Source organism: Kaistia defluvii, assembly GCF_026343955.1.
In the GTDB taxonomy this organism is placed as follows: Bacteria; Pseudomonadota; Alphaproteobacteria; order Rhizobiales; family Kaistiaceae; genus Kaistia; species Kaistia defluvii.
The window spans coordinates 45,596-69,091 of the sequence record NZ_JAPKNI010000012.1; the positions used below are offsets into that span (position 1 = coordinate 45,596).

Below are 23,496 nucleotides of genomic sequence, written 5' to 3' on the forward strand. Positions count from 1 at the left end.
CACTGACGATGCCGCCACGTCCGCCCAGGCTGAGAAAGCGTCCAGGCCCGCCTCACGGCGCCGTCTGGTACCAGGTCGGGTAGGTGTAGCCGGCGATCGCCTGCTTTTCGGGGTGGTCGACGCGGGCCCAGCGGGCGACCCACTGCTCCGGCAGGTAATAGAGCGGCACGACATAGTGCTGCGAGATCAGCACGCGATCGAGCGCGCGGACCGACTCGATGAAATCCTCCCGCTTCTCGGCCGAGAGAATGTCCTTCAGCATCGCGTCGATCGCCGGGCTCTTGGCGCCGACATAATTGTAGGAGCCGATCACGTCCGCCTGGGTGCTGGACCAGCGGAAGTTCTGCTCGTTGCCGGGCGACAGCGAAGATGGCCAGGACGTCATGATCATGTCGAAGTCGAATTCCTGCACGCGGCGCTCGTATTGCGCCGAATCGACCGTGCGGATGGTCGCCTTGATTCCGACGCGCGCCAGCGTGCGGGCATAAGCGAGGCCGACGCGCTCCTGCTCGCGGTCCTTGAGCAGCAGCTCGAAGGCCAGCGGCTGGCCGGTGGCCGTGTTGATCAGCGTATTGCCCTTCAGCTCGTATCCGGCGGATTGCAGCAGGTCGAGCGCCGAGCGCAGCAGCTTGCGGTCGCCGCCGGTGCCGTCGCTCTTCGCCGGGCGGTAGGTGCCGTCGAGCACGTCGGGCTCCACCGCGCCTGGGAATTCGGCCAGCAGCGCCTTTTCCTTGTCGGAAGCCGGGATGCCGATCGACGACAGCTCGGAACCTTCGAAATAGCTGGCATTGCGCTGGTAGACGCCGAAGAACAGGTTCTTGTCGAGCCATTCGAAATCGAGCAGCGAGGCCAGCGCCTTGCGCACGCGCACATCCTCGAAGATCGGCCGGCGAGTGTTCATGGCGAAGCCGAGCATGCCCTTCGGCACGCCGGTCTCGAAGCTCTCCTTGACCACGCGCCCGTCGGCGACGGCCGGGAAGTCATAGCCGCTGCGCCAGGTGGCCGGGTCGGCCTCGGCGTTGACGTCGTAAAGGCCCTTCTTGAAAGCCTCGAACATCGAGCTGCGGCTGCGGTAATAGTCGATGCGGATCTCGCCGAAATTGTCGAAGCCACGCTTGATCGGCAGGTCCTTGCCCCAGTAGTTCGGATCGCGCTTCAGCGTGAAGCGCTCGCCGGGCTTGATGTCGCCCATCAGATAGGGGCCGCTGCCGATCAGCGGCTTCAGGGTTGAGCGGTCGAAATTCTCGACGTCGGTGGCGTGCTTCGGCAGGATCGGCATCAGGCCGATCAGCAGCGGCAATTCGCGGTCGGCGCCGTCGCCGAAGGTCATGTGGACGCCATGCTCGCCGACCTTCTCGATCGTCTTCACCTTGGAATACCAGGAGCGGTAGTTCGGGCGCCCCTTGTCGCGCAGGATCTCGAGCGTGAAGATGACGTCTTCGGGCGTCACCGGCTGGCCATCCGAGAACCGCGCCTTGGGATTGAGGTTGAAGGTGATCGAACTGCGATCATCCGGGACGTCGACGCTCTCGGCCAGCAGGCCGTAAAGCGTGAAGGCCTCGTCGCGGTTGCGCGTCATCAGCGCCTCGAACACGTTGTTGCCGAGCGAAACGTCCCAGATGCCGCGCGCCGTCGTCTCCGCGCCCTTCACGATGAACGGGTTGAGGCTGTCATAGCTGCCGACGAAGGCGTAGGTGATTCTGCCTCCCTTCGGCGCGGCGGGATCGGCATAGGGCAGGTGGTCGAAATCCGCCGGCAGCTTGGGCTCGCCATGCATGGCGAGCCCATGGCGCGGCTCCGCCAGGGCGGTCCCGACGCACGGCAAGGTAGCAAAAGCTGCGAAAGCAAGGATAGCGGCCTTGGGCCAAAGGGTGCCGATCGGCATGACAAACTCCTCCCGAAAAGGCCTCGGGCCTCGAATCGAATGAAAAAAAGCGTAGCACGAGCACTGGGGCAATCTTGTGCCAGCTAGAAATCCAAGCGTGGTCCGGCTATTGATGCGCCGAAGCTTCTCCGTCACCGTGTCGCCTCAATTGCTGGTCATCCAGCCTCGGCGCATGGCAGCCTGTGACATCAGCAGGAACCGTCGGTCGCCGAAGCGCAGGGTTTTGAGATAAACGCAAGGACACGCTCGATGTCGCATCGTTGGAATTCTGGCCTGGTTCGGGTGCCGCATCTGGCTGCTGCCGCGCTGATCATGGCGCTGTCCGCTCCGGTGGCTTTCGCCCAGGACGCTCCCGCCGCCAAGGCGCCCGCCGCTGCTGCCAACGCAGCGCCGCCGGCGTCTCCCTGGGTCAAGGAGTGCGGCCAGGACCCGCAGTCCAAGAAGAAGCTCTGCATCACCTCGCAGGAACTTCGCGCCGAGACGAACCAGTTCATCGCTTCGCTGCAGATCCGCCAGCTCGAGGGCGAGCCGAAGATGGCGCTGACCGCCGTCGTGCTCACCGGCCAGCTGATCCAGCCGGGCCTGCGCGTTCAGGTTGACCAGAACAAGCCGGCCGAGCTGAAATACGTCGTCTGCGAGCCGAGCGTCTGCTACGCCCAGGCCGAGATCGACGCGGCCTTCGTCGCATCGATGAAGAAGGGCGGCAAGGTCACCGCGATCTCGCTCAACCCGCAGGGCAAGCCGATGGTCTTCCCGTTCTCGCTCGCCGGCTTCACCAAGGTGGTGGATGGCGAGGGCCTCGACCGCGCTGCCGGCAAGGCGCGCCGCGACGCCCTGCAGGACCAGTTGCAGAAGAACGCCGAAGAGAACCGCAAGAAGCTCATCGAGCAGCAGAACAAGGAACGCGGCTCCGCCAACTGAGCCGCCGATCCCTCGATCGAAAAGGCGCGTCCGCGAGGGCGCGCCTTTTTTGTTTCAGGGCCAACAGGGTACAACCTGGCGTCGCATCGCTTGCCGGAGCGATCGGACGGTTGATTGCGTCGGGGATTAGCGGCACCTTGCGACGATTCTAATTTGGGAGTGGTCGTTCGTCGTGAATTCCCCCGAGCCATGGAGCGCAGCGCGCGCCGCCGAGATCATCGCAGCCCAATTGGATTGCGAGGGTCCGGCCCTTCCGATCCTCCATGCCATCCAGGCGACGTTCGGCTTCGTGCCGGAAGCCGTCGAACCGATGATCGCCGAAGCGCTGAACCTGTCGCGCGCCGAGGTGCATGGCGTCGTCACCTTCTATCATGACTTCCGCCGCAAGCCGGCCGGGCGCCACGTGCTGAAGCTGTGCCGGGCCGAGGCGTGCCAGTCGATGGGCGCCGATGCGCTCGCGACCCGCGCGGAACAGGCGCTCGGCATCCGGTTCGGCGAGACCACGCCGGACGGTCGCGTCACCCTGGAGCCGATCTATTGCCTCGGGCTTTGCGCCACCGCGCCCTCCGCCATGCTGGATGGCCGCGTGATCGGCAGGCTCGACGCGCGGCGGCTGGATCGCCTGGTTTCGGAGACGCAGGCGTGAGCGCGCGGTTCTTCATTCCCGGCGATGCCGGTGCGGTCGCGGTCGGCGCGGACGAGGTCGCCACGGCGTTCGAGGCGGCGGCGACGGCCAAGGGGCTGACGCTCGACATCGTCCGCAACGGATCGCGCGGCCTGTACTGGCTGGAGCCGATGGTCGAGGTCGAGACGGCCGCCGGCCGCGTCGCCTATGGCCCGGTCTCGGCCGACGACGTCCCGGCGCTGCTCGAGGCCATGCTAGCCGGTGAGCCGCATGCGCTTCTGCTCGGGCCAACGGAAGAGATCCCCTGGCTGAAGCGCCAGACGCGCCTGACCTTCGCGCGCTGCGGCATCGTCGATCCCCGTTCGCTGGAGGACTATCGCGCCCATGGCGGCTACAAGGGGCTGGAGAACGCGCTCGCCCTTGGCGCGGAAGCGACGATCGAGGCGGTCGTTCAATCCGGCCTGCGCGGTCGCGGCGGCGCAGGCTTCCCGACCGGAATCAAGTGGCGCACGGTCGCCGCGACCCAAGCCGAGCAGAAATACATCGTCTGCAATGCCGATGAGGGCGACAGCGGCACCTTCGCCGATCGCATGATCATCGAGGGCGATCCGTTCGTGATGATCGAGGGCATGACGATATCAGGTATCGCCGTCGGCGCGACGCGCGGCTATCTCTATATCCGCTCGGAATACCCGCATGCCGTCGCGAGGATGGAAGAAGCGATCCGGACTGCCCGCGCGGCGGGCTATCTGGGCCGGGCGGTTGCCGGCTCCGCCTTCGACTTCGACATGGAAGTGCGGGTCGGTGCAGGGGCCTATGTCTGCGGCGAGGAGACCGCGCTGCTCGAGAGCCTCGAGGGCCGGCGCGGCGTCGTGCGGGCCAAGCCGCCGCTGCCGGCGCACAAGGGCCTGTTCGGCAAGCCGACCGTCATCAACAACGTCATCTCGCTGGCCACCGTGCCGATCATCCTCGCCGAGGGCGCTGCGGCCTATCGCGATTTCGGCATGGGCCGCTCGCGCGGGACGATGCCGATCCAGATCGCCGGCAATGTGAAGCATGGCGGCCTCTATGAGGTCGCCTTCGGCGTCACGCTCGGCGAACTGGTCGACGAGATCGGCGGTGGCACGGCGTCCGGCCGGCCGGTTCGGGCCGTGCAGGTCGGCGGGCCGCTCGGCGCCTATTTCCCGCGCGCCCTGTTCGATACGCCGTTCGACTACGAAGCCTTCGCGGGCAAGGACGGCCTGATCGGCCATGGCGGCATCGTCGTCTTCGACGACACGGTCGACATGGCGAAGCAGGCGCGTTTCGCGATGGAATTCTGCGCGCTCGAATCCTGCGGCAAGTGTACGCCCTGCCGCATCGGTTCGACGCGCGGGGTCGAGACGGTCGACAGGATCATGCGTGGCGAAGACCGCGAGAAGAACCTCGTCGTGCTCGAAGACCTCTGCCACACGATGAAATTCGGGTCCCTCTGTGCACTTGGCGGCTTTACGCCCTATCCTGTCATGAGTGCGCTCCACCATTTCCCCGAGGATTTCGGCGCCACGACGCCGGTCCTCGAAGCCGCACGCTAGATTATCTCGCCGTTTCGGAGAAACGGCGAGATAATCTAGCTCCTTGCTTTGACGCGTTTTCTTCACGCGAACCGTTACACACTTCGCTTGAAAACGCTTTTAGGAGATCGCCATGTCGCTCATCCACGAGATCGATCACGGCACGCCGCGCTCCAAGTCCGAAACGATGGTGACGCTGACCATCGATGGCGAGACCATGACCGTGCCGAAAGGCACCTCGATCATGCGCGCCGCCAGCGAGATGGGCACGGCGATCCCGAAGCTCTGCGCCACCGACATGGTCGAGGCGTTCGGCTCCTGCCGCCTTTGCCTGGTCGAGATCGAGGGCAGGGCGGGAACGCCCGCCTCCTGCACCACGCCGGTGATGCCAGGCATGGTGGTGAAGACCCAGACGGACCGGCTGAAGCGGCTGCGCAAGGGCGTGATGGAGCTCTACATCTCCGACCATCCGCTCGACTGCCTGACCTGCGCCGCCAATGGCGATTGCGAACTGCAGGACATGGCGGGCGCGGTCGGATTGCGCGACGTTCGCTACGGCCATGAGGGGCACAACCACCCCAATCCGGGCCTCGACGAGTCGAACCCCTATTTCACCTACGACCCGTCCAAATGCATCGTGTGCTCGCGCTGCGTGCGCGCCTGCGAGGAGGTGCAGGGCACCTTCGCGCTGACGATTGCCGGGCGCGGCTTTGATTCCGTCGTTTCTCCCGGCATGGAAGAGAGCTTCCTCGGCTCGGAATGCGTTTCCTGCGGCGCCTGCGTGCAGGCCTGCCCGACCGCGACCCTGACGGAAAAGATGGTGATCGAGATCGGCCAGCCCGAGCATTCGGTCATCACCACCTGCGCCTATTGCGGCGTCGGCTGCACCTTCAAGGCCGAGATGCGCGGCAACGAGGTCGTCCGCATGGTGCCCTGGAAGGACGGCAAGGCGAACCGGGGCCATTCCTGCGTCAAGGGACGCTTCGCCTGGGGCTATGCCAGCCACAAGGAGCGCATCCTCAACCCGATGATCCGCGAAAGCATCGACCAGCCCTGGCGCGAAGTGTCGTGGGAAGAGGCGATCGCCCACACGGCGTCCGAGTTCAAGCGCATCCAGGCCAAATATGGCCGGCTGTCGATCGGCGGCATTACCTCGTCGCGCTGCACCAACGAGGAGACCTTCCTCGTCCAGAAATTGATCCGCGGCGGCTTCGGCAACAACAATGTCGATACCTGCGCCCGGGTCTGCCATTCACCGACCGGCTATGGCCTGAGCCAGACTTATGGCACCTCGGCGGGCACGCAGGATTTCGATTCGGTCGAGCAGTCCGACGTCATCCTGCTGATCGGCGCCAACCCGACCGACGCGCATCCCGTCTTCGGCTCGCGCATGAAGAAGCGTCTGCGCGAGGGCGCGAAGCTGATCGTGCTCGATCCGCGCCGCATCGACCTCGTGCGCATGCCGCATGTCGAGGCGTCCTATCACCTGCCGCTGCGCCCTGGCACCAACGTCGCCGTGCTGACGGCACTCGCCCATGTCATCGTGACCGAGGGGCTGGCCGACGAGGCCTTCGTGCGCGAGCGCTGCGACTGGGACGAGTTCCAGGACTGGGCCAGTTTCGTCGCCGACCCGCGCCACAGCCCGGAGGCGATCGCCGAGCTTTGCGGCGTTCCGGCCGAGGACATTCGCGCGGCGGCCCGGCTCTACGCCACCGGGGGCAATGGCGCGATCTATTACGGCCTCGGCGTCACCGAGCACAGCCAGGGCTCGACCACGGTGATGGCGATCGCCAACCTCGCCATGGCAACCGGCAATATCGGCCGCCCCGGCGTCGGCGTGAACCCGCTGCGCGGCCAGAACAACGTCCAGGGCGCATGCGACATGGGCTCGTTCCCGCACGAGTTCTCCGGCTATCGCCATGTCTCGGGCGACGACACGCGGCAATTGTTCGAATCGCTCTGGGGCGTGGCCTTGGACAGCGAGCCGGGCCTGCGCATCCCCAACATGCTCGACGCAGCCGTCGACGGCATCTTCAAGGGCCTCTATGTCCAGGGCGAGGACATCCTGCAGTCCGACCCGGACACCCGCCATGTCGCGGCCGGCCTCGCGGCGATGGAATGCGTCGTCGTGCAGGACCTGTTCCTGAACGAGACGGCCAATTACGCGCATGTTTTCCTGCCGGGCTCGACCTTCCTGGAGAAGGACGGCACCTTCACCAATGCCGAGCGGCGCATCCAGCGCGTGCGCAAGGTAATGCCGTCGAAATCCGGCAAGGCGGACTGGGAGATCACGCTCGATATCGCCCAGGCCATGGGCTTCGACATGCACTACGCCCATCCGTCCGAGATCATGGACGAGATCGCGGCGCTGACGCCGAGTTTTTCAGGCGTCTCCTACGCCAAGCTCGACGCCGAGGGCTCGGTGCAGTGGCCCTGCAACGAGAAGGCGCCGCTGGGCACGCCGGTCATGCATATCGATGGCTTCGTGCGCGGCAAGGGCCGCTTCATGGTCACCGAATATGTCGCGACCGACGAGCGCACCGGCCCGCGCTTCCCGCTGCTGCTCACCACCGGGCGCATCCTGTCGCAATACAATGTGGGCGCGCAGACGCGGCGGACCGAGAATGTCGTCTGGCATGGCGAGGACCGGCTGGAGATCCATCCGCACGACGCCGAGCAGCGCGGCATCCAGGCCGGCCAGTGGGTCAAGCTCGCCAGCCGGTCCGGCGAGACCAGCCTGCGCGCGCTGATCACCGAGCGCGTCGCGCCGGGTGTCGTCTACACGACCTTCCATCACCCCGGCACCCAGGCGAATGTCGTCACCACCGACTTCTCCGACTGGGCCACCAATTGCCCGGAATACAAGGTGACGGCGGTACAGGTCATGCCTTCCAACGGTCCGACCGCCTGGCAGGAAGACTATGACGAGCAGGCCCGCCAAAGCCGCCGGATCGCGCCGCATGTCGAGGCGGCGGAGTAGGGGATGCAACCGCCCTTTCTCCGCGTGCCGAGAACGCTCTGGCGCGCCGAGGGCGCGTCGGCCGGCGAGCGCGCGATTCCCGAGGAGGTCGCCGTCGCGCTGACCTATGACGGCAGCACCCAGGCCGTGATGATGGCGACGCCGTCGGATTTGGAGGATTTCGCCGTCGGCTTCAGCCTGTCGGAGGGGATCATTCAGCATCCCTCCGAGATCGAGCGCTTCGAGATCGTGGAGCAGGCGATCGGCGTCGAATTGCGCATGTGGCTCGCAGCCTCGCGCGGCCAGGCGCTGGCGAGCCGCCGGCGCTACATGGCCGGGCCTACCGGCTGCGGCCTCTGCGGCATCGACAGCCTCAGCGAGGCGATGCGCCCTCTGCCTGTCCTTGGCGAGGCGATGCGTGTGAGTGCTTCGGAAATCCGGGCCGCCCTGGCCGCGCTGGGGCCGCTCCAGCGCTTCAACCGCGAGACCCGCGCGATGCATGCCGCCGCCTTTGTGCGGGCCGGCGAAGGCGTCGTGGCGCTGCGCGAGGATGTCGGCCGCCACAATGCGCTCGACAAGCTCTGCGGCGCGCTGGCGCGCGGCGGCTTCGACGCGTCCTCGGGCATGGTGCTTTTGACCAGCCGCGTCTCGGTCGAGATGGTGCAGAAGACCGCGATGATCGGCGCGCCGCTGATTGTCGCCGTCTCCGCGCCGACCGCGCTTGCCGTCCGCACGGCCGATGCCGCCGGCATCACGCTTGTCGCCATCGCACGGGGCGACGGCTTTGAAGTTTTCACCCACCCCGACCGCATTGCCGAGGAAGCCGCCGCCCATGTCTGAGCGCTCGTCCGAAAAGCTCGTCCACATGGCGAACCAGATTGGAACGTTCTTCGCCAGCCAGGGCGCGGAGCAGGCGCCGGCCGCGATCGCCGATCATCTGCGCAAGTTCTGGGACCCCAGGATGCGGGCCGGAATCCTGGCCCATCTGGAAGCCGGCGGCGCCGACCTGGACCCGCTGGTGCGCCAGGCGGTCGAGCGGCTGCGGACGATGACGGCGGCCCGGTGACGCGGTCACGGCGCCAGGGCTGAGTGAGGCGAGTTGCGTTAGGGAGTGGTCCAGTCCGATCCCACGCGCTCCGTCGTCATCCCGCACGCCGGGAAGTAGGGATCCCGGGGCTTCGCCCGGGATGACGCCAGTGGATTGGGAACGGGGAGCCAAACCGCGACCGGCCGGCGCGGCTCTTCGAGAATCTGCCATGAACCGTCCGTGTGAAATTCAACGGCTCGCACCCTGTAGCCCCGCCCGAGTTATCCCCACGCCAAACCGGCAGGAACGCTACGTTTTCGGGCGTTCGGCCGCCCTGGCGCGGAAAACATGCGTTTTAGGACTTTGCAAGCCGACACAGGCTTTGCTATAGCCTCGCTCACAGCAGCGGCGACGCTGTTCCGCGATAGCTCAGTTGGTAGAGCAGGTGACTGTTAATCACCGGGTCGTTGGTTCGAGTCCAACTCGCGGAGCCAAATTTGATCAAGGGGTTAGATGGATCGCCATCTAGCCCCTTGATTGTTTCCATGCCTCGGCGCCGAGGCTTTGGGGCAGGGGCCGCAAACGCTGTTCCGCGATAGCTCAGTTGGTAGAGCAGGTGACTGTTAATCACCGGGTCGTTGGTTCGAGTCCAACTCGCGGAGCCAGTTTTGATCAAGGGGTCGGATGGGTTGCCATCCGGCCCCTTGATTGTTTTCAACTGCTGAAATCGGGGCGGTGGAAGTCCTGCCGGGCACGGCGTCCCGGTCGTGTCCCTTGGGGCGGATTCGAATCCCGCACCGGACGCCTGGGGCCGCGACGCATCGATCGGTGCGCGGCCGGCCCAGATCCCGCCACTTTTTCCACGGCTACGCTGCATTGCAGTACAAATTTCCGCAGTGCACAGTATCGGAAAAACTGTCTATTTCTTAGACAGTTCAGCGCGCGTATCCCCTGCGGCGCGGCAAGATAGATTGTGTCTTGCCGTTCCGTAATACGATGTTTGCGTTGACAGACAACCGCATGGACTGAATAGTTTGATCATACATTCCGGACGATCGATCGGGTTTTCCGGCGACTCGGGCAGGCGGCTCGATCGCGATGGTTCGGTATTGTCAGCATTCTGGGAGGATACCATGCTGCGACGTACACTTCTTTGCACCGCGCTCGCCTTTGCGTCGGTCGCTGTCACTGCCCCTGCGATGGCACAGTCGTCTTATCCCGACCGGCCGATCCAGATGCTCGTGCCGTGGGGCGCCGGCGGTGGCACCGACGCCGTGGCGCGCATTCTCGGCACGCTTCTGCAGCAGGAACTCGGCGTTCCGGTCAATGTCGTCAACCGCACCGGCGGATCGGGCGTCGTCGGCCATAGCGCCATCGCCAAGGCCAAGCCGGATGGCTACACCATCGGCGTCGTGACGATCGAGATCGACATGATGCATTGGCAGGGCCTGACGGACCTGACCTACAAGGACTTCGACTTCCTCGCCATGGTCAATGCCGATCCCGGCAGCGTCATGGTGTCGGTGGATTCGCCGTTCAAGACGCTTCCCGAGTTGCTGGCCGCCATCAAGGAGAAGCCGGCTGGCACCTTCAAGGCCTCCGGCACCGGCCAGGGTGGCATCTGGCATCTCGGCCTTGCCGGCTGGATGATGTCGCACGGCCTGAAGCCGGACCAGGTCACCTGGGTGCCGAGCCAGGGCGCAGCTCCCGGGATCACCGACATGGTGGCCGGCGGCGTCGACCTCGTACCCGCCGCGCTTGCGGAAGGCCGTTCGATGATCGACGCCAAGCGCGTCGTGGGTCTCGGCTCGATGTCGGCCGAGCGCCAGGAACTTTTCCCGGACGTGCCGACGCTGAAGGAAGCGGTCGATTCCGACTGGACGCTGGCCGTCTGGCGTACCGTCGCGGCACCTGCCGGCTTGCCGGATGACGTCAAGGCCAAGCTCGAAGCGGCGCTGGAGAAGGCCTATAACAGCCCAGAATACAAGAAGTTCATGACCGAGCGCGGCTTCGGCATGCGCTGGGCTGACGGCAAGGAAGCGACCCGTATCGTCGCCGAAGACGACGCGACCCTCGGCAACATCATGAAGGAAGCCGGTCTCGCCAAATAGGCGGCCTCGGTTCTTCGATCTCCATGCTTGCGGCGCGGCGAGGGCAGATAGCCCTTGTCGCGCCGCTTCCCCGGTTTCGACCGGAAAACTTTGCACGGAACGGCCATGATCAAGCTCAGTGAACTTCATCTGGGATTTTTGACCGCTCTTGGCGGCATGATCCTGCTTTTTGCGTCGGCGAATTTCGGCGCCCTTCCCGGACAGGATTATGGCGCCGGCACCATGCCGAGGCTGATCGGCTGGTGCGCCATTCTGCTCGGTTGCTTCATGGTGGCGACGAGCCTGAAGAACCTGCCGGAGATGCTGAGGCCGCATTTGGCCGACTGGGTGCGCAAGCCGCGTCTAGCGATCGCAGCGCTTGGCTGCATTGCGGTCATCGCCTGCTACATCCTGTTTGCCGAGACGGTCGGTTTCATTCCGATGAGTTTCATAAGCCTGCTGGCGCTGATGCTGTTGCTGCGGACAAGCCTTGTGACAGCGGTTCTGGCCAGCCTGGCGACGACGCTTGTTGTCTATTACGGCTTTTCCCGCCTTTTGATGGTGCCGCTTCCGCGCACCGAATTTCTCTCCTTTCTCGGGTGACGCATGCTGATACTTGAACAGGCTGCGGCCCTCGTCTTTCAACCCTATGTGCTCGGCGTCATCCTGGCATCGGCCGTATTCGGCATGCTGGTTGGCGCCATTCCCGGTCTGACAGCGACCATGGCGACGGCGCTGCTCGTTCCGATGACCTTCTTCATGGAGCCGGTGCCAGCCATCGCCGCGATCGTGACCGCGACGGCCATGGCGATTTTCGCCGGCGACATTCCCGCGGCGCTCCTCCGCATGCCCGGCACCCCGGCCAATGCCGCCTATGTCGAGGACGCCTACAAGATGACGCAATCCGGGCGGGGCGAAGAAGCCCTCGGCGCGGCGCTCGTCTTCTCGGTCATCGGCGGATTGTTCGGCTCGATCGTCCTGATGACGGTCTCGCCGACGCTCGCCGAGGTCGCGCTGAAGTTCAGCTCGGAAGAGTATTTCTGGCTGGTGCTGCTGGGCTTGTCCTGCGCCGTCTTCGTCAATCCCGGTTCGCCGACCCGCGGCCTGATCTCGCTGTTGATTGGCCTGTTCGTCGCCACGATTGGCATGGAAAATCCTTCGGGAGAGCCGCGCTTTTCCTTCGGCAACATCGAACTGATGGCCGGCATCCAGTTTATCCCGGCCATGATCGGCCTGTTCGCGGTCTCGGAAGTGCTTCGTACCGTGACGGCCACCTCTCCGCGCCAGAAGATCCCGCGCGCCGACGGTCATGGCGTCTTCAAGACGCAGTGGAAGAACCTCAAGAAATATCCCGTCCAGACGGCTCGGGGCAGCATTACCGGAACCGCGCTTGGCATTCTGCCCGGGGCCGGCGCCGATATCGCCGCCTGGATTTCCTATGCGATCTCGAAGCGTTTCTCGAAGCAGAAGGAAAAGTTCGGTACCGGCCATGTCGAGGGTCTGGTCGAGGCGGGAGCCTCGAACAACTCAGCGGTCAGCGGTGCCTGGATCCCGGCGCTCGTCTTCGGCATTCCGGGCGATTCGATCACCGCGATCGTCATCGGCGTGCTCTACATCAAGGGCATCAATCCCGGACCGACCATCTTCATCAACGATCCGCAGACGGTCTATGCGATCTTCATGGTCTTCATATTGGCCAATCTGATCATGCTGCCGCTGGGGTGGCTAGCCATTCGCGGCGCGCGGCCGATCCTCTCGATCCCGCCCTCGACGTTGATGCCGATGATCCTCATCTTCTGCATCGTCGGATCGTTTGCCATCGCCAATTCGACGGCTGGCATCGTCATGATGATGGTATTCGGAATTATCGGGTTCTTCATGGAGGAGAACGGGATTCCGATCGCGCCCGCGATCCTGGGCATGGTGCTGGGGCCGATGCTGGAGCAGAACTTCATCACCTCCATGATCAAGGCCGATGGCGATGTCCTCCGCTTCTTCGAGCGGCCGATCGCTGCTGGGCTTGGGACCTTGACCATTCTGGTCTGGCTGTTCCCGCTGGTGATGCTTCTGCTGCGCCGGCACAAGGCTGCACGTTTCGCGACGTAGTCGGACGGCTGTTTCGCACGAATCAACGCTTTGCCCGGCGCGGAGAAATCCGCGCCGGGCTTTTCATTGGGCGCCCGTGACGGTTCGATGCAGGCAGGAGCCGTTGCAATCCGGTGGTTCTCTTCCACATAAGAAGGAGCGTCCGAACTGCACGACACGGCGCAGAATCGGGCTGATGCCCGGTTGCCTCACGGAGAGAACCAGCCGCATGCCATCCATCCGCTTCGGCAAAAAGGCACTTCCGCTTCCCAAGAGCCGGACGGCCCGCGTGGCGATCGGAAGCGGCTTCCTGCTGGGGGGAGCGCTGGGTTTCCTGCCGATCCTCGGGTTCTGGATGGTGCCGGTCGGGCTGGTCGTGCTGTCGCATGACTCGGCGCGTGTCCGTCGCATTCGCCGCCGGTCGGAGGTGGCGTTGTTCCGCCGCTGGGCGCGATTCCGCGGCAACGGCGCGCCTGCCGCCAAATGAGGCGCGGCTTGCGCCAGCGCGGCAATCCCTCTAGCGTGACTCTGCGACGGTTCCCCCGATAGGCCTCAGGCTTTGGGGGATGAAATGGGAATTCGGTGCGGAAGGACCCCTTGCGGGATTCCAAGTCCGAAGCTGCCCCCGCAACTGTAAGCGGCGAGCGACCTCGCGATGGCCACTGGGAAACCGGGAAGGCGTCGAGGAAGCAGCGACCCGCGAGCCAGGAGACCAGCCAGCGCCTCATACCAGCCAGCCGTCGGTGGGACGGTGAAGGAGACGCTATGACCAATTTCTCGAAGACCGCGACGAGACCCGCCTCGATTGCTGCAGATGGCGCCCGGAGCGACGCCGCATCGCGCATCGTGCCGGCGCTGCTCGCCATCGCCTTCGGCCTGTTGCTTTTCGTCGGCACCGGCTTCGCCGCGCCGAGCCTGATCCACAACGCGACGCATGACACCCGGCATTCGCTCGGTCTGCCCTGCCACTGACGCCTGAGGATCCATCATGTTCAAGACGATCATCCTGAGCGCCTTCGGCGCCGGGCTTGCCGTGGGCATTGCGCTTTCCGTGGTGCAGGCCGTCACCACCGAGCCGCTCATCCTGCACGCCGAGACCTTCGAGAGCGCCGAGCCGGCCCCGGCCGCCGCGGCGCCGCATGAGCATGCGACGGCCGAGGCCCATGCCCATGAGGCCGCCGCGCCGGCGCATGAGCATGACGCAGACGCCTGGTCGCCGGCCGACGGCTTCGAGCGCTCCGCCTATACGCTGATCGCCAACCTGCTGATGGGGGTTGGCGTCTCCGCCGTCCTGCTCGGCCTGATGTCGATCCGCGGCGGCCGGATCGACGCCAGCACCGGCGTGCTCTGGGGCGTTGCCGGCTTCTTCGCCGCCTCGCTGCTGCCCTCGCTCGGCCTGTCGCCGGAGCTTCCCGGCACGGCGGCTGCCGAGATCACCTCGCGCCAGATCTGGTGGCTTTCGACTGCCGCCGCCTCGGCGATCGGCCTCGCGCTGATCGTCTTCAGCGGATCGTGGCTGCTGAAGATCGCGGGCCTCGTCATCGGCGTCATGCCGCATGTCATCGGCGCCCCGGTGCCGCCGTCGCTGGAGGCTTCCTATCCGGCTGGCCTCGGTGGCGAGTTCGTCGCTGCCTCGCTGGTGGTCAGCGCGCTGCTCTGGGCGCTGTCGGGCCTCTGTTCCGGCTGGCTCTATCAACGCCTGTCGCGGTCGGCCTGAGGCCGTGCCATCCCTCGCGCCGCGCACGGCGCTGATCCTCGGCGGTGCCCGCTCCGGCAAGAGCCGCTTCGCCGAGGATATCGTGGCCCGGACCGCACTGCCGGCTGTCTATCTGGCTACGGCCGAGATCCGCGATGCCGAAATGCAGGCGCGGATTTCGGCGCATCGCGACCGGCGCGGGCTGGACTGGACGACGGTCGAGGAGCCGCTCGATCTGGCGGGCCGCCTCGCGACCTTGGCCGATCCGGGCCGTGTCATCCTCGTCGATTGCCTGACGCTCTGGCTTTCCAACCTGATGGAGGCTGAGCGCGACGTGGCCGCCGAGGGCGACGCGCTGGCCCGTATGCTCTCCGAGGCTAGGGGACCGGTCGTGCTCGTTTCCAACGAGGTCGGCTCCGGCATCGTGCCGATGAACGCGCTCGCCCGCCGCTTCGCCGACGAGCAGGGCCGCCTCAACCAGAAGATCGCGGGCGCCGTGCAGACCGTTTTTCTCGTGGCCGCCGGCCTGCCGGTGCGCCTGAAACCCAATCCGAACCCGGAGTTCGTCCTTTGACCGCCCGTATCCCCGCCACCATCGTCACCGGATTCCTGGGTGCCGGAAAGACCACGCTGATCCGCAACCTGATCGCCGGCGCCGAAGGCCGCCGCATCGCGCTGATCGTCAACGAATTCGGCGACATGGGCTTTGACGGCTCGCTGCTGTCGGATTGCGGCGTCGATGATTGCAAGCCGGATACGGTGATCGAACTCACCAATGGCTGCATCTGCTGCACGGTTGCCGATGATTTCCTGCCGACGATCGAGACGCTGCTGGCGCGCGGCAACCCGCCCGATCACATCGTCATCGAGACCTCCGGCCTGGCGCTGCCGCAGCCGCTCGTGCGGGCCTTCACCTGGCCGACCGTGCGCCACCGCGTCACCATCGACGGCGTCATCACCGTGGTGGATGCCGAAGCGGTCGCCGCCGGCCGCTTCGCGCATGACGAGGAGGCCGTCGCCGCCCAGCGCGCCGAGGACCCCTCGCTCGACCACGAGGATCCGATCGAGGAACTGTTCGAGGACCAGCTTTCCTGCGCCGATCTGATCGTCTTCTCGAAGACGGATCTGGTTGACGAGAAGCAGCTGGAAGAGGTGGCCGAGATCGTCGCCCGCGACGCCCGCAAGGAAGCGCGCATCGTCCATGCGACGGCATCGGGCCTGCCGGCCTCGGTGCTGCTCGGCGTCGGCGCGGCGGCGGAGAACGACGCCTTCGAGCGCAAGAGCCATCATGACCTCGAAGGAGAGGAGCACGACCACGACGATTTCGACACCTTCATCGTCGATGTCGCGGAACTCGCTTCCATCGAAACACTGGCGACCCGCGTCCGCGCCGCCATGGCGGAGAAGGGCGTGTTGCGCATCAAGGGTCGCGCGGCGATCGCCGGCAAGGCGGCACCGGCCGTGGTCCAGGCGGTCGGTCCTCGCGTCGACACCTATTTCGCGCCCGGCGACAAGGCCGGCCGTCTCGTGGTGATCGGCGAGCGCGGCCTCGACACGGCCGCCATCTCAGCGCATTTCAGGGCCTGAGCCATGCATCTCGTCGCCGGCGAAATGGAGCGGATCGACGATGGCGGCAGCGCCGTCGATCTCGACCAGTCGCCCGGCGACATCGTCATCCTGTCGGCCGCCGACACGGAGCTCGCCGCCTTTGCGTCGGCCTTCGCATCCGCCCCGGAAGGGCCGTCGCTGCGCCTCGCCAACCTGATGCAGCTGACGCATCCCTATTCGGTCGATCTCTATCTGGAAAAGACGATCGCGCAGGCGAAGTTCGTCTTCATCCGCATGATGGGCGGCGTCGGCTACTGGCCCTACGGGCTGGAGGCGCTGCGGGCGCTCTCGCGCGCCGGCGGGCCGCAGATTGCGGTCGTGCCGGGCGAGGATCGCTGGGACGCGGCGCTGGAGGCGTATACGACGGTCGCACCGGAGATCGCGCAAAAGCTCTGGCGCTATTGCGCCGAGGGCGGCGCGGTCAATATTGGTCGCGCGCTCGGCTATCTCCGGCACGTCATCGGCGCGAACGATGCGCCCCCCGAGCCGCAGGTGCTGCCGGAAGTCGGCTTCTACCGTCCTGGCCGAGGCGTGGTGGCCGAGGCCTTGCTTCCCCGCGATGCCGGCCGCCCGGTGGCGTTTCTCACCTTCTATCGCTCGGTCATTCCCGGCGGCTCGACCGAGCCCGTCGATGCGCTGATCGAGGCGCTGGACCGGGAGGGAATTGCCACCGCCGCGATCTTCGCCTCCAGCCTGAAGAACGAGGCGGCGGCGGCGTTCATCGAGCAGGCGTTCGACGCGCTGAAGCCGGCCATCGTGCTCAACGCCACGGCCTTCGCGATTTCGCGGCCCGGCCGGGCGCATGAACCGACCGTGCTCGACCGCGCCGGCCGTCCGGTGCTGCAGATCGTCTTCGCAGGCACCAGCCGCGAGGCCTGGCTCGAATCCAGCCGCGGTCTCGGCCCGCGCGACCTCATCATGAATGTCGTGCTGCCGGAGGTCGATGGACGCATCCTGACCCGGGCCGTCTCGTTCAAGGAAGAGGTCGAGAGCGATGGCCGGACCGACAGCCGCATCGTCGTCTATCGCGCCGACCGCGAGCGCATCGCCTTTGTCGCGGCGCAGGCGGCGCGCTGGATCCGGCTCGGCGCGACGGCTCCGGCCGATCGCCGGATCGCGCTCGTGCTCTCCAACTATCCCGACCGCGACGGCCGCCTCGCCAATGGCGTCGGCCTCGATACGCCGGAGAGTGCCGCGCGGATCGCGTTGGCGATGAAATCGGCTGGCTACGCGCTGGAGGGCTTCCCGGAGACGGGCAGGGCGCTGATGGACCTGCTGCTCGCCGGCCCGACCAACGCGCTGGCAAAGCGGGCGGCATTGCGGGAAGAACCCTCACCCAACCCTCTCCCGCAAGCGGGCGAGGGCTTTTCCGCTGCATGTGTCGCGGAGGACGGCTCCCTTCCTTCACCTCTCCCTGAGGGAGAGGTCGGCCCGCATGGCCGGGTGAGGTTTTACGGGCTATCCGGAGAGGGCATCTCTCTCTCCCTCGCCGACTACCGTGCCTTCCATGATGGTCTGCCCGACTCCGTGCGGTTCAGCCTGGCCAAACGCTGGGGCGATCCCGAGGCCGATCCGTTCTTCGACGAAGGCGCTTTCCGTCTCGCCATCCATCGCTTCGGCAATGTCGTGGTCGGCATCCAGCCGGCGCGCGGCTATGGCATCGATCCGAAATCGACCTATCACGATCCCGACCTCGTTCCGCCGCATCACTATCTGGCGTTCCACGCCTGGCTGCGGAAAAGCTTCGATGTCGATGCGATCGTCCATGTCGGCAAGCACGGCAATCTCGAATGGCTTCCCGGCAAGGCGCTGGGGCTTTCCAATGCCTGCTGGTCGGAGGTCGTGCTGGGGCCGACGCCGTTGATCTACCCGTTCATCGTCAACGATCCCGGCGAGGGCGCACAGGCCAAGCGCCGCGCCTCGGCCGTTGTCGTCGACCATCTGATGCCGGCGCTGACGCGGGCCGAGGCGCATGGCGCCTTTGCCGAGATCGAAACGCTGATCGACGAATATCATCTGGCGCTCGGCGCCGACCCGCGCCGCCGCGATCATCTCGAACGCGAAATACTCGACCAGGCCATCCGCCACGGCATCGACCGCGATCTCGGCATCCTGCGCGATGGCGACCAGGGCAGCGCGCTGCGCGCCATCGACGCGCATCTCTGCGAGATCAAGGAACTGCAGATTCGCGACGGGCTGCACATCTTCGGCAGTTCGCCGCAGGACGAGCACCGCCTCGACACGCTGATCGCGATCGCGCGGATTCCCCGCTCCGGCGGACGGCCGGAAGACGGCTCGCTGCACAGGGCGATATCAGCCGATCTCGGCCTGGAGGGTTTCGATCCGCTCGCCTGCGACCTCGCCGCCGACTGGGAAGGCGCGCGGCCGGAGGCGCTTTTGCGCGCGGCCGAGGCGCCCTGGCGCACGAATGGCGATACGGTCGAGCGCATCGAGATTTTGGCCAAGGCGACCGTGCGGGCCTTCCTGGAGAAGGACAATGCATGGCCGACGCCCGGCCCCGGCACATCGGCCGTGCTTGGCTGGATCGGCGGGGACCTTGCGCCTGCGCTGGATCGCTGCGGCGCGGATGAAATCGCCGCCATGCTGACCGCGCTGGAGGGCCGCTTCGTAGCCCCCGGTCCCTCCGGCGCCCCGTCACGCGGGCGGCCGGATGTGCTGCCGACGGGCAGGAACTTCTATTCGGTCGATACCCGCGCCGTCCCGACCGCCGCCGCCTGGCGGATCGGCAAGGCGGCCGCCGAGGCGCTCGTGCTGCGTTACATGCAGGATGAGGGCGAGTGGCCGCGCTCCGTCGCGATCTCCGCCTGGGGCACCGCCAACATGCGCACCGGCGGCGACGACATCGCCCAGGTGCTCGCCCTGATCGGCGCCGAGCCGTGTTGGGAGACGGGAACCGGCCGCGTCACCGGTTTTCGCGTGCTGACGCTCTCGGAGCTGAAGCGCCCGCGCGTCGACGTCACGCTGCGCATTTCCGGCATGTTCCGGGATGCCTTCCCGGAGCAGATCGACCTGATCGATTCCGCAATCCGCGCCATCGCGGCGCGCGAGGAGCCGGCGGATGCCAATCCGATCGCGGCGGCGCATGGCAAGGGCCAGGATCTCGCCCGCATCTTCGGCGCCAAGCCGGGCGCCTATGGCGCGGGCCTTCAGGCGATGATCGACGAGAAGATCTGGGACAGCCGCGCCGATCTCGGCGAGGCCTTCCTTGCGTGGTCAAGCTTCGCCTATGGCGGCGGTGCCGAAGGCGAGGCGGCCGGAGACCGGCTGCGCGCGCGGCTGGCCGACACCGACGCCGTCCTGCACAACCAGGATAATCGCGAACACGATATCCTCGACAGCGACGATTATTACCAGTTCCAGGGCGGACTCTCGGCCTCGATCGAGACGCTGAAGGGCGCGGCGCCCCGGCTCTATCACGGCGATCATTCGCGGCCCGATACCCCGGTCGTGCGTCCGCTGGCGGAGGAGATAGGCCGCGTCGTGCGCGGGCGGGCGATCAATCCGAAATGGATCGCCGGCTGCATGCGGCACGGCTACAAGGGCGCGTTCGAGATGGCGGCGACGCTCGACTATCTCTTCGCCTTCGCCGCCACTACCCACGCCGTCGGCGATCATCATTTCGATGCGCTTTACGACGCCTATATCGCCGATGAGGCGGTTCGCGACTTCATCGCCGACGTCAATGAACCCGCGCTCGCCGAGATGGCGGACCGCTTTCTCGAAGCCATGGATCGCGGCCTCTGGTCGCCCCGCGCCAACAGCGCGTATGAACGGCTGGCAGCGCTCGCTTCCCGCCGTTCCGAACGAAAGGAAATCGCATGACCGTTGAAATGACCGAAGACGAACTGAATGCCCGTCATGCCGAGAAGATGCGCAAGAAGAAGGCCGTCCGCGACAAGATCCTCGCCTCCAAGAACGTCGAGAAGGGTCTGCTGATCGTCCATACCGGCAAGGGCAAGGGCAAGTCGACGGCCGCCTTCGGCATGGCGTTCCGCTCTCTCGGCCACGGCCTGCCGGTCGCGGTCGTTCAGTTCGTCAAGGGCGCGATGGATACGGGCGAGCGCATGGCGCTGGAACGTTTTGGCGACCTTGTCTCGATCAACCGCCTCGGCGAAGGCTTCACCTGGGAGACGCAGGACCGCCAGCGCGACATCGCCGCCGCCAAGCATGCCTGGGAGACGGCCAAGGAACTGATCCGCAGCGGCGAATATCATCTGGTCGTGCTCGATGAGCTCAACATCGTGCTGCGCTACGACTACCTGCCGCTGGCCGAGGTGCTGGAATTCCTCACAAATGAGAAACCGGGCGACGTCCATGTCGTCATCACCGGCCGCAACGCGCCGGACGCGCTGATCGAGATCGCCGATCTTGTCACCGAGATGGAACTGGTCAAGCATCCCTTCCGCTCCGGCGTGAAGGCGCAGAAGGGCATCGAGTATTGAGGACAAGTGGGTCCAGGACCCTCACCCCAGCCCTCTCCCGCGAGCGGGAAAGGGGGCGCCAACGATTTGCCGCGAGGCTGGTCACGGACGCGGCGCAAAAGCCCTCGCCCGCTTGCGGGAGAGGGTTGGGTGAGTGTCTTGCTTCAGGTCAGGCAGGCTGGACGCCATGACCGCCGCGATCATGTTCCAGGGCACGGGCTCGAATGTCGGCAAGTCGGTGCTCGTCGCCGGGCTGGCGCGGCTCTATGCGCGAAAAGGCATTCGCGTCGCGCCCTTCAAGCCGCAGAACATGTCGAACAATGCCGCCGTGACGGTGGATGGCGGCGAGATCGGCCGGGCACAGGCGCTGCAGGCGCGCGCCGCGGGACTTGAGCCCACCGTCCACATGAACCCTGTGCTGCTGAAGCCGGAGAGCGATACCGGCTCGCAGATCATCCTGCAGGGGCGCCGCTTCGGCACGATGCGGGCGCGCGAATATGGAAAGCGCAAGGCCGAGCTGCTGCCCAGCATCCTCGAAAGCTTCGAGCTGCTCGGGCGAAATGCCGATCTCATCCTTGTCGAAGGCGCCGGAAGCCCGGCCGAAATCAACCTGCGTTCCGGCGATATCGCCAATATGGGGTTCGCCGAGGCCGCCGGTCTGCCGGTGATCCTGATCGGCGACATCGATCGCGGCGGCGTCATCGCCAGCCTGGTCGGCACCCGCGCCGTGCTGCCGCAGGCCGCCCGCGACCGGATCCAGGCATTTCTCGTCAACAAGATGCGCGGCGATATCAGCCTGTTCGATGACGGCGTCGCCGCCATCCACGCCGCCACGGGCTGGCCGTCGCTCGGCGTGGTGCCGTGGTTCGCCGAGGCGCATCGGCTGCCGGCGGAGGATATTCTCGATCTCTCGGGCGGAAGCCTGCGCCCCGGAACGCTCAACATCGCCGTGCCGGTGCTGCCGCGCATCGCCAATTTCGACGATCTCGACCCGTTGACGCTGGAGCCCGGCGTGTCGGTCGTTCTGGTACGGGCGGGAGAGGCGATCCCGGTCTGCGATCTGGTTCTCATTCCCGGCTCGAAATCGACCATTGCCGACATGTCTTATCTGCGCGCGCAGGGTTGGGACATCGACATCCTGGCGCATCGGCGGCGCGGCGGCCGGGTCATTGGCCTGTGCGGCGGCTATCAGATGCTGGGGCGGGTGATCGCCGATCCGGACGGGCTGGAGGGACCCACGCAGAGCGTGCCGGGGCTAGGCCTGCTCGATGTCGAGACGGTGCTGGCGGTCGACAAGACGACGGCTCCGTTCTCGGGTCGCGACGCTCGATCGGGCGTTGCGGTGTCGGGATATGAGATCCATCTCGGCCGCACCCACGGACCCGACACGGCGCGGCCCTGGCTGGAGCGCGAGGGCGCCGGCGAGGGGGCGATCTCCGCGGATGGCCGGGTGCGCGGCAGCTATGTGCATGGCCTGTTCGGCGGCGACGCTTTCCGACGCGGCTTCCTCGCCAGCCTTGGCGCGGACGTGTCGGATCTGGCTTACGAGCTCGAAGTCGATCGCACGCTCGACAGGCTGGCCGATCATCTGGAGGAACACGTCGATACCGACGCGATCCTCAACTATGCAGGTATAGCCACACGATAAGCGCGAGCACAGCGCCGGCCGCCGTTGCGACGCGCAGGATCTTCAGCGCGCGGCTGATGTCGCCGGGGCCGGCCTCGTGCCGGCCGCTATCGTTCAGGAACGGGTCTTCGACCACGCGCTCGCCATAGCGGCGCGGTCCGGCGAGCGCCAGGCCGAGCGCGCCGGCCATCGCGGCCTCCGGCCAGCCTGCATTCGGCGAGCGATGCTTTCGGGCGTCGTCCAGCATGACGAGCATGGATTGCTTGATCGTGCCGCCGACAAAGGGCGCTGCCATGGCGATGAGGAAGCCGGCGAGACGGCTGGCGGGCAGGTTGACCAGATCGTCCAGCCGCGCCGCCGCCCAGCCGAAGGCCTCGTGCCGCGCCGTGCGGTGGCCGATCATCGAATCCGCCGTGTTGATCATCTTGTAGGCAAAGAGTCCGGGCAGGCCTAACACCGCGAACCAGAAGGCCGGCGCCACGACGCCATCGGAAAAGTTCTCGGCCGTCGATTCGATCGCGGCGCGGGTGACACCAGACTTGTCCAGGCTGTCGGGATCGCGGCCGACGATCATCGAGACCGCCTTGCGCGCGTCGTCGAGCCCGCCGGAATGGAAGGCGTTGAGCACGCGGGCGACGTGATCATGGAGGCTGCGGCTCGCCAGCAGCACCGAGGCGATGAAGGGGATGAGCGCGATGCCATAGGGAATGCGCGCCACCAGCCGCTCGACCAGCAAGCCCGCGAACCAGGCGATGGCGACGAGGACGATCACGACGCCGACACCGGCGGCGCGGCGGATGCCTGAAGCCGCCGTGTCGCGATTGAACGCCCGGTCGCAAAAGCCGATCAGCGCGCCGAACCAGGTGACCGGATGGGGCAGGCGGCGCCAGAGGCAGTCGGGATCGCCGATCAACGCATCGAGGCCGATGGCGGCGATCAGCAGCAGAAGGCGAAGGTCGAACGGGAATCCGGTCATGC

The 23,496-nt window shown here is 66.2% G+C and carries 19 protein-coding genes, 2 tRNA genes and 1 riboswitch; of the genes, 19 read left to right on the plus strand and 2 right to left on the minus strand.

The annotated features are described in order from the left end of the window. Positions 1–52: 52 nt before the first annotated feature. Positions 53–1,885, minus strand: coding sequence for an extracellular solute-binding protein (locus OSH10_RS21585; protein WP_266334598.1), 1,833 nt, complete (start codon positions 1,883–1,885; stop codon positions 53–55). A 249-nt stretch (positions 1,886–2,134) separates the two neighbouring features. Between OSH10_RS21585 and OSH10_RS21590 the strand changes: the two genes are divergently transcribed. From OSH10_RS21590 to OSH10_RS21680, 19 genes are all read left to right on the plus strand, one after another. Then, positions 2,135–2,806 (plus strand): invasion associated locus B family protein, encoded by a 672-nt coding sequence (locus tag OSH10_RS21590; protein ID WP_266334600.1) that lies wholly within the window; start codon positions 2,135–2,137, stop codon positions 2,804–2,806. Between the two features lie 172 nt (positions 2,807–2,978). Beyond that, positions 2,979–3,452 carry a formate dehydrogenase subunit gamma gene (locus OSH10_RS21595; RefSeq protein WP_266334602.1) on the plus strand — a complete coding sequence of 158 codons (474 nt, stop codon included), beginning with the start codon at positions 2,979–2,981 and terminating at the stop codon, positions 3,450–3,452. Further along, a complete protein-coding gene (locus OSH10_RS21600; protein ID WP_266334604.1) occupies positions 3,449–5,005 on the plus strand; it encodes a formate dehydrogenase beta subunit in 1,557 nt (518 codons plus the stop codon). The genes OSH10_RS21595 and OSH10_RS21600 overlap by 4 nt, the downstream gene beginning before the upstream one ends. 112 nt (positions 5,006–5,117) lie before the next feature. Then, positions 5,118–7,964 carry a formate dehydrogenase subunit alpha gene (gene fdhF, locus OSH10_RS21605; RefSeq protein ID WP_266334606.1) on the plus strand — a complete coding sequence of 949 codons (2,847 nt, stop codon included), beginning with the start codon at positions 5,118–5,120 and terminating at the stop codon, positions 7,962–7,964. 3 nt (positions 7,965–7,967) lie between these two features. Next, complete coding sequence (fdhD, locus tag OSH10_RS21610; RefSeq protein ID WP_266334608.1) at positions 7,968–8,783, plus strand: formate dehydrogenase accessory sulfurtransferase FdhD; 816 nt, start codon at positions 7,968–7,970, stop codon at positions 8,781–8,783. Then, on the plus strand, positions 8,776–9,009 hold the full coding sequence (locus OSH10_RS21615) for a formate dehydrogenase subunit delta (protein ID WP_266334610.1): 234 nt from the start codon (positions 8,776–8,778) through the stop codon (positions 9,007–9,009). Before fdhD ends, OSH10_RS21615 begins: the two co-directional genes overlap by 8 nt. A 379-nt stretch (positions 9,010–9,388) precedes the next feature. Next, a tRNA-Asn gene (locus tag OSH10_RS21620) sits at positions 9,389–9,464 on the plus strand. A 95-nt stretch (positions 9,465–9,559) separates the two neighbouring features. Next, positions 9,560–9,635, plus strand: a tRNA-Asn gene (locus OSH10_RS21625). Positions 9,636–10,103: 468 nt separating this feature from the next. Continuing rightward, positions 10,104–11,081, plus strand: coding sequence for a Bug family tripartite tricarboxylate transporter substrate binding protein (locus OSH10_RS21630; protein WP_266334612.1), 978 nt, complete (start codon positions 10,104–10,106; stop codon positions 11,079–11,081). 54 nt (positions 11,082–11,135) lie between these two features. After that, positions 11,136–11,663, plus strand: coding sequence for a tripartite tricarboxylate transporter TctB family protein (locus OSH10_RS21635; RefSeq protein ID WP_266334614.1), 528 nt, complete (start codon positions 11,136–11,138; stop codon positions 11,661–11,663). A gap of 3 nt (positions 11,664–11,666) precedes the next feature. Next, on the plus strand, positions 11,667–13,166 hold the full coding sequence (locus OSH10_RS21640) for a tripartite tricarboxylate transporter permease (RefSeq protein ID WP_266334616.1): 1,500 nt from the start codon (positions 11,667–11,669) through the stop codon (positions 13,164–13,166). A gap of 208 nt (positions 13,167–13,374) precedes the next feature. After that, a complete protein-coding gene (locus tag OSH10_RS21645; RefSeq protein ID WP_266334618.1) occupies positions 13,375–13,632 on the plus strand; it encodes a hypothetical protein in 258 nt (85 codons plus the stop codon). A 30-nt stretch (positions 13,633–13,662) separates the two neighbouring features. Continuing rightward, a riboswitch (cobalamin riboswitch) is annotated at positions 13,663–13,880 on the plus strand. A 30-nt stretch (positions 13,881–13,910) separates the two neighbouring features. Then, positions 13,911–14,117, plus strand: a complete 207-nt coding sequence (locus OSH10_RS21650; protein ID WP_266334620.1) for a CbtB domain-containing protein — start codon at positions 13,911–13,913, stop codon at positions 14,115–14,117. 16 nt (positions 14,118–14,133) lie between these two features. Next, entirely contained in the window at positions 14,134–14,862 is a 729-nt protein-coding gene (locus tag OSH10_RS21655; protein WP_266334622.1) for a CbtA family protein, read from the plus strand. Between the two features lie 4 nt (positions 14,863–14,866). After that, positions 14,867–15,415 carry a bifunctional adenosylcobinamide kinase/adenosylcobinamide-phosphate guanylyltransferase gene (cobU, locus tag OSH10_RS21660; RefSeq protein WP_266334624.1) on the plus strand — a complete coding sequence of 183 codons (549 nt, stop codon included), beginning with the start codon at positions 14,867–14,869 and terminating at the stop codon, positions 15,413–15,415. After that, positions 15,412–16,428, plus strand: coding sequence for a cobalamin biosynthesis protein CobW (gene cobW, locus OSH10_RS21665; protein ID WP_266334626.1), 1,017 nt, complete (start codon positions 15,412–15,414; stop codon positions 16,426–16,428). Before cobU ends, cobW begins: the two co-directional genes overlap by 4 nt. A 3-nt stretch (positions 16,429–16,431) precedes the next feature. Then, positions 16,432–20,292: a cobaltochelatase subunit CobN gene (gene cobN / locus OSH10_RS21670; protein WP_266334628.1), complete on the plus strand. Its 3,861-nt coding sequence runs from the start codon at positions 16,432–16,434 to the stop codon at positions 20,290–20,292. Beyond that, positions 20,289–20,912, plus strand: a complete 624-nt coding sequence (gene cobO / locus OSH10_RS21675; protein ID WP_266334630.1) for a cob(I)yrinic acid a,c-diamide adenosyltransferase — start codon at positions 20,289–20,291, stop codon at positions 20,910–20,912. Before cobN ends, cobO begins: the two co-directional genes overlap by 4 nt. Positions 20,913–21,078: 166 nt before the next feature. After that, complete coding sequence (locus tag OSH10_RS21680; protein WP_266334632.1) at positions 21,079–22,539, plus strand: cobyric acid synthase; 1,461 nt, start codon at positions 21,079–21,081, stop codon at positions 22,537–22,539. Here OSH10_RS21680 and cbiB read toward each other — a convergent pair. Continuing rightward, entirely contained in the window at positions 22,511–23,494 is a 984-nt protein-coding gene (gene cbiB, locus OSH10_RS21685; protein ID WP_266334634.1) for an adenosylcobinamide-phosphate synthase CbiB, read from the minus strand. The two genes, OSH10_RS21680 and cbiB, sit on opposite strands and share 29 nt — an antisense overlap. Positions 23,495–23,496 lie beyond the last annotated feature (2 nt).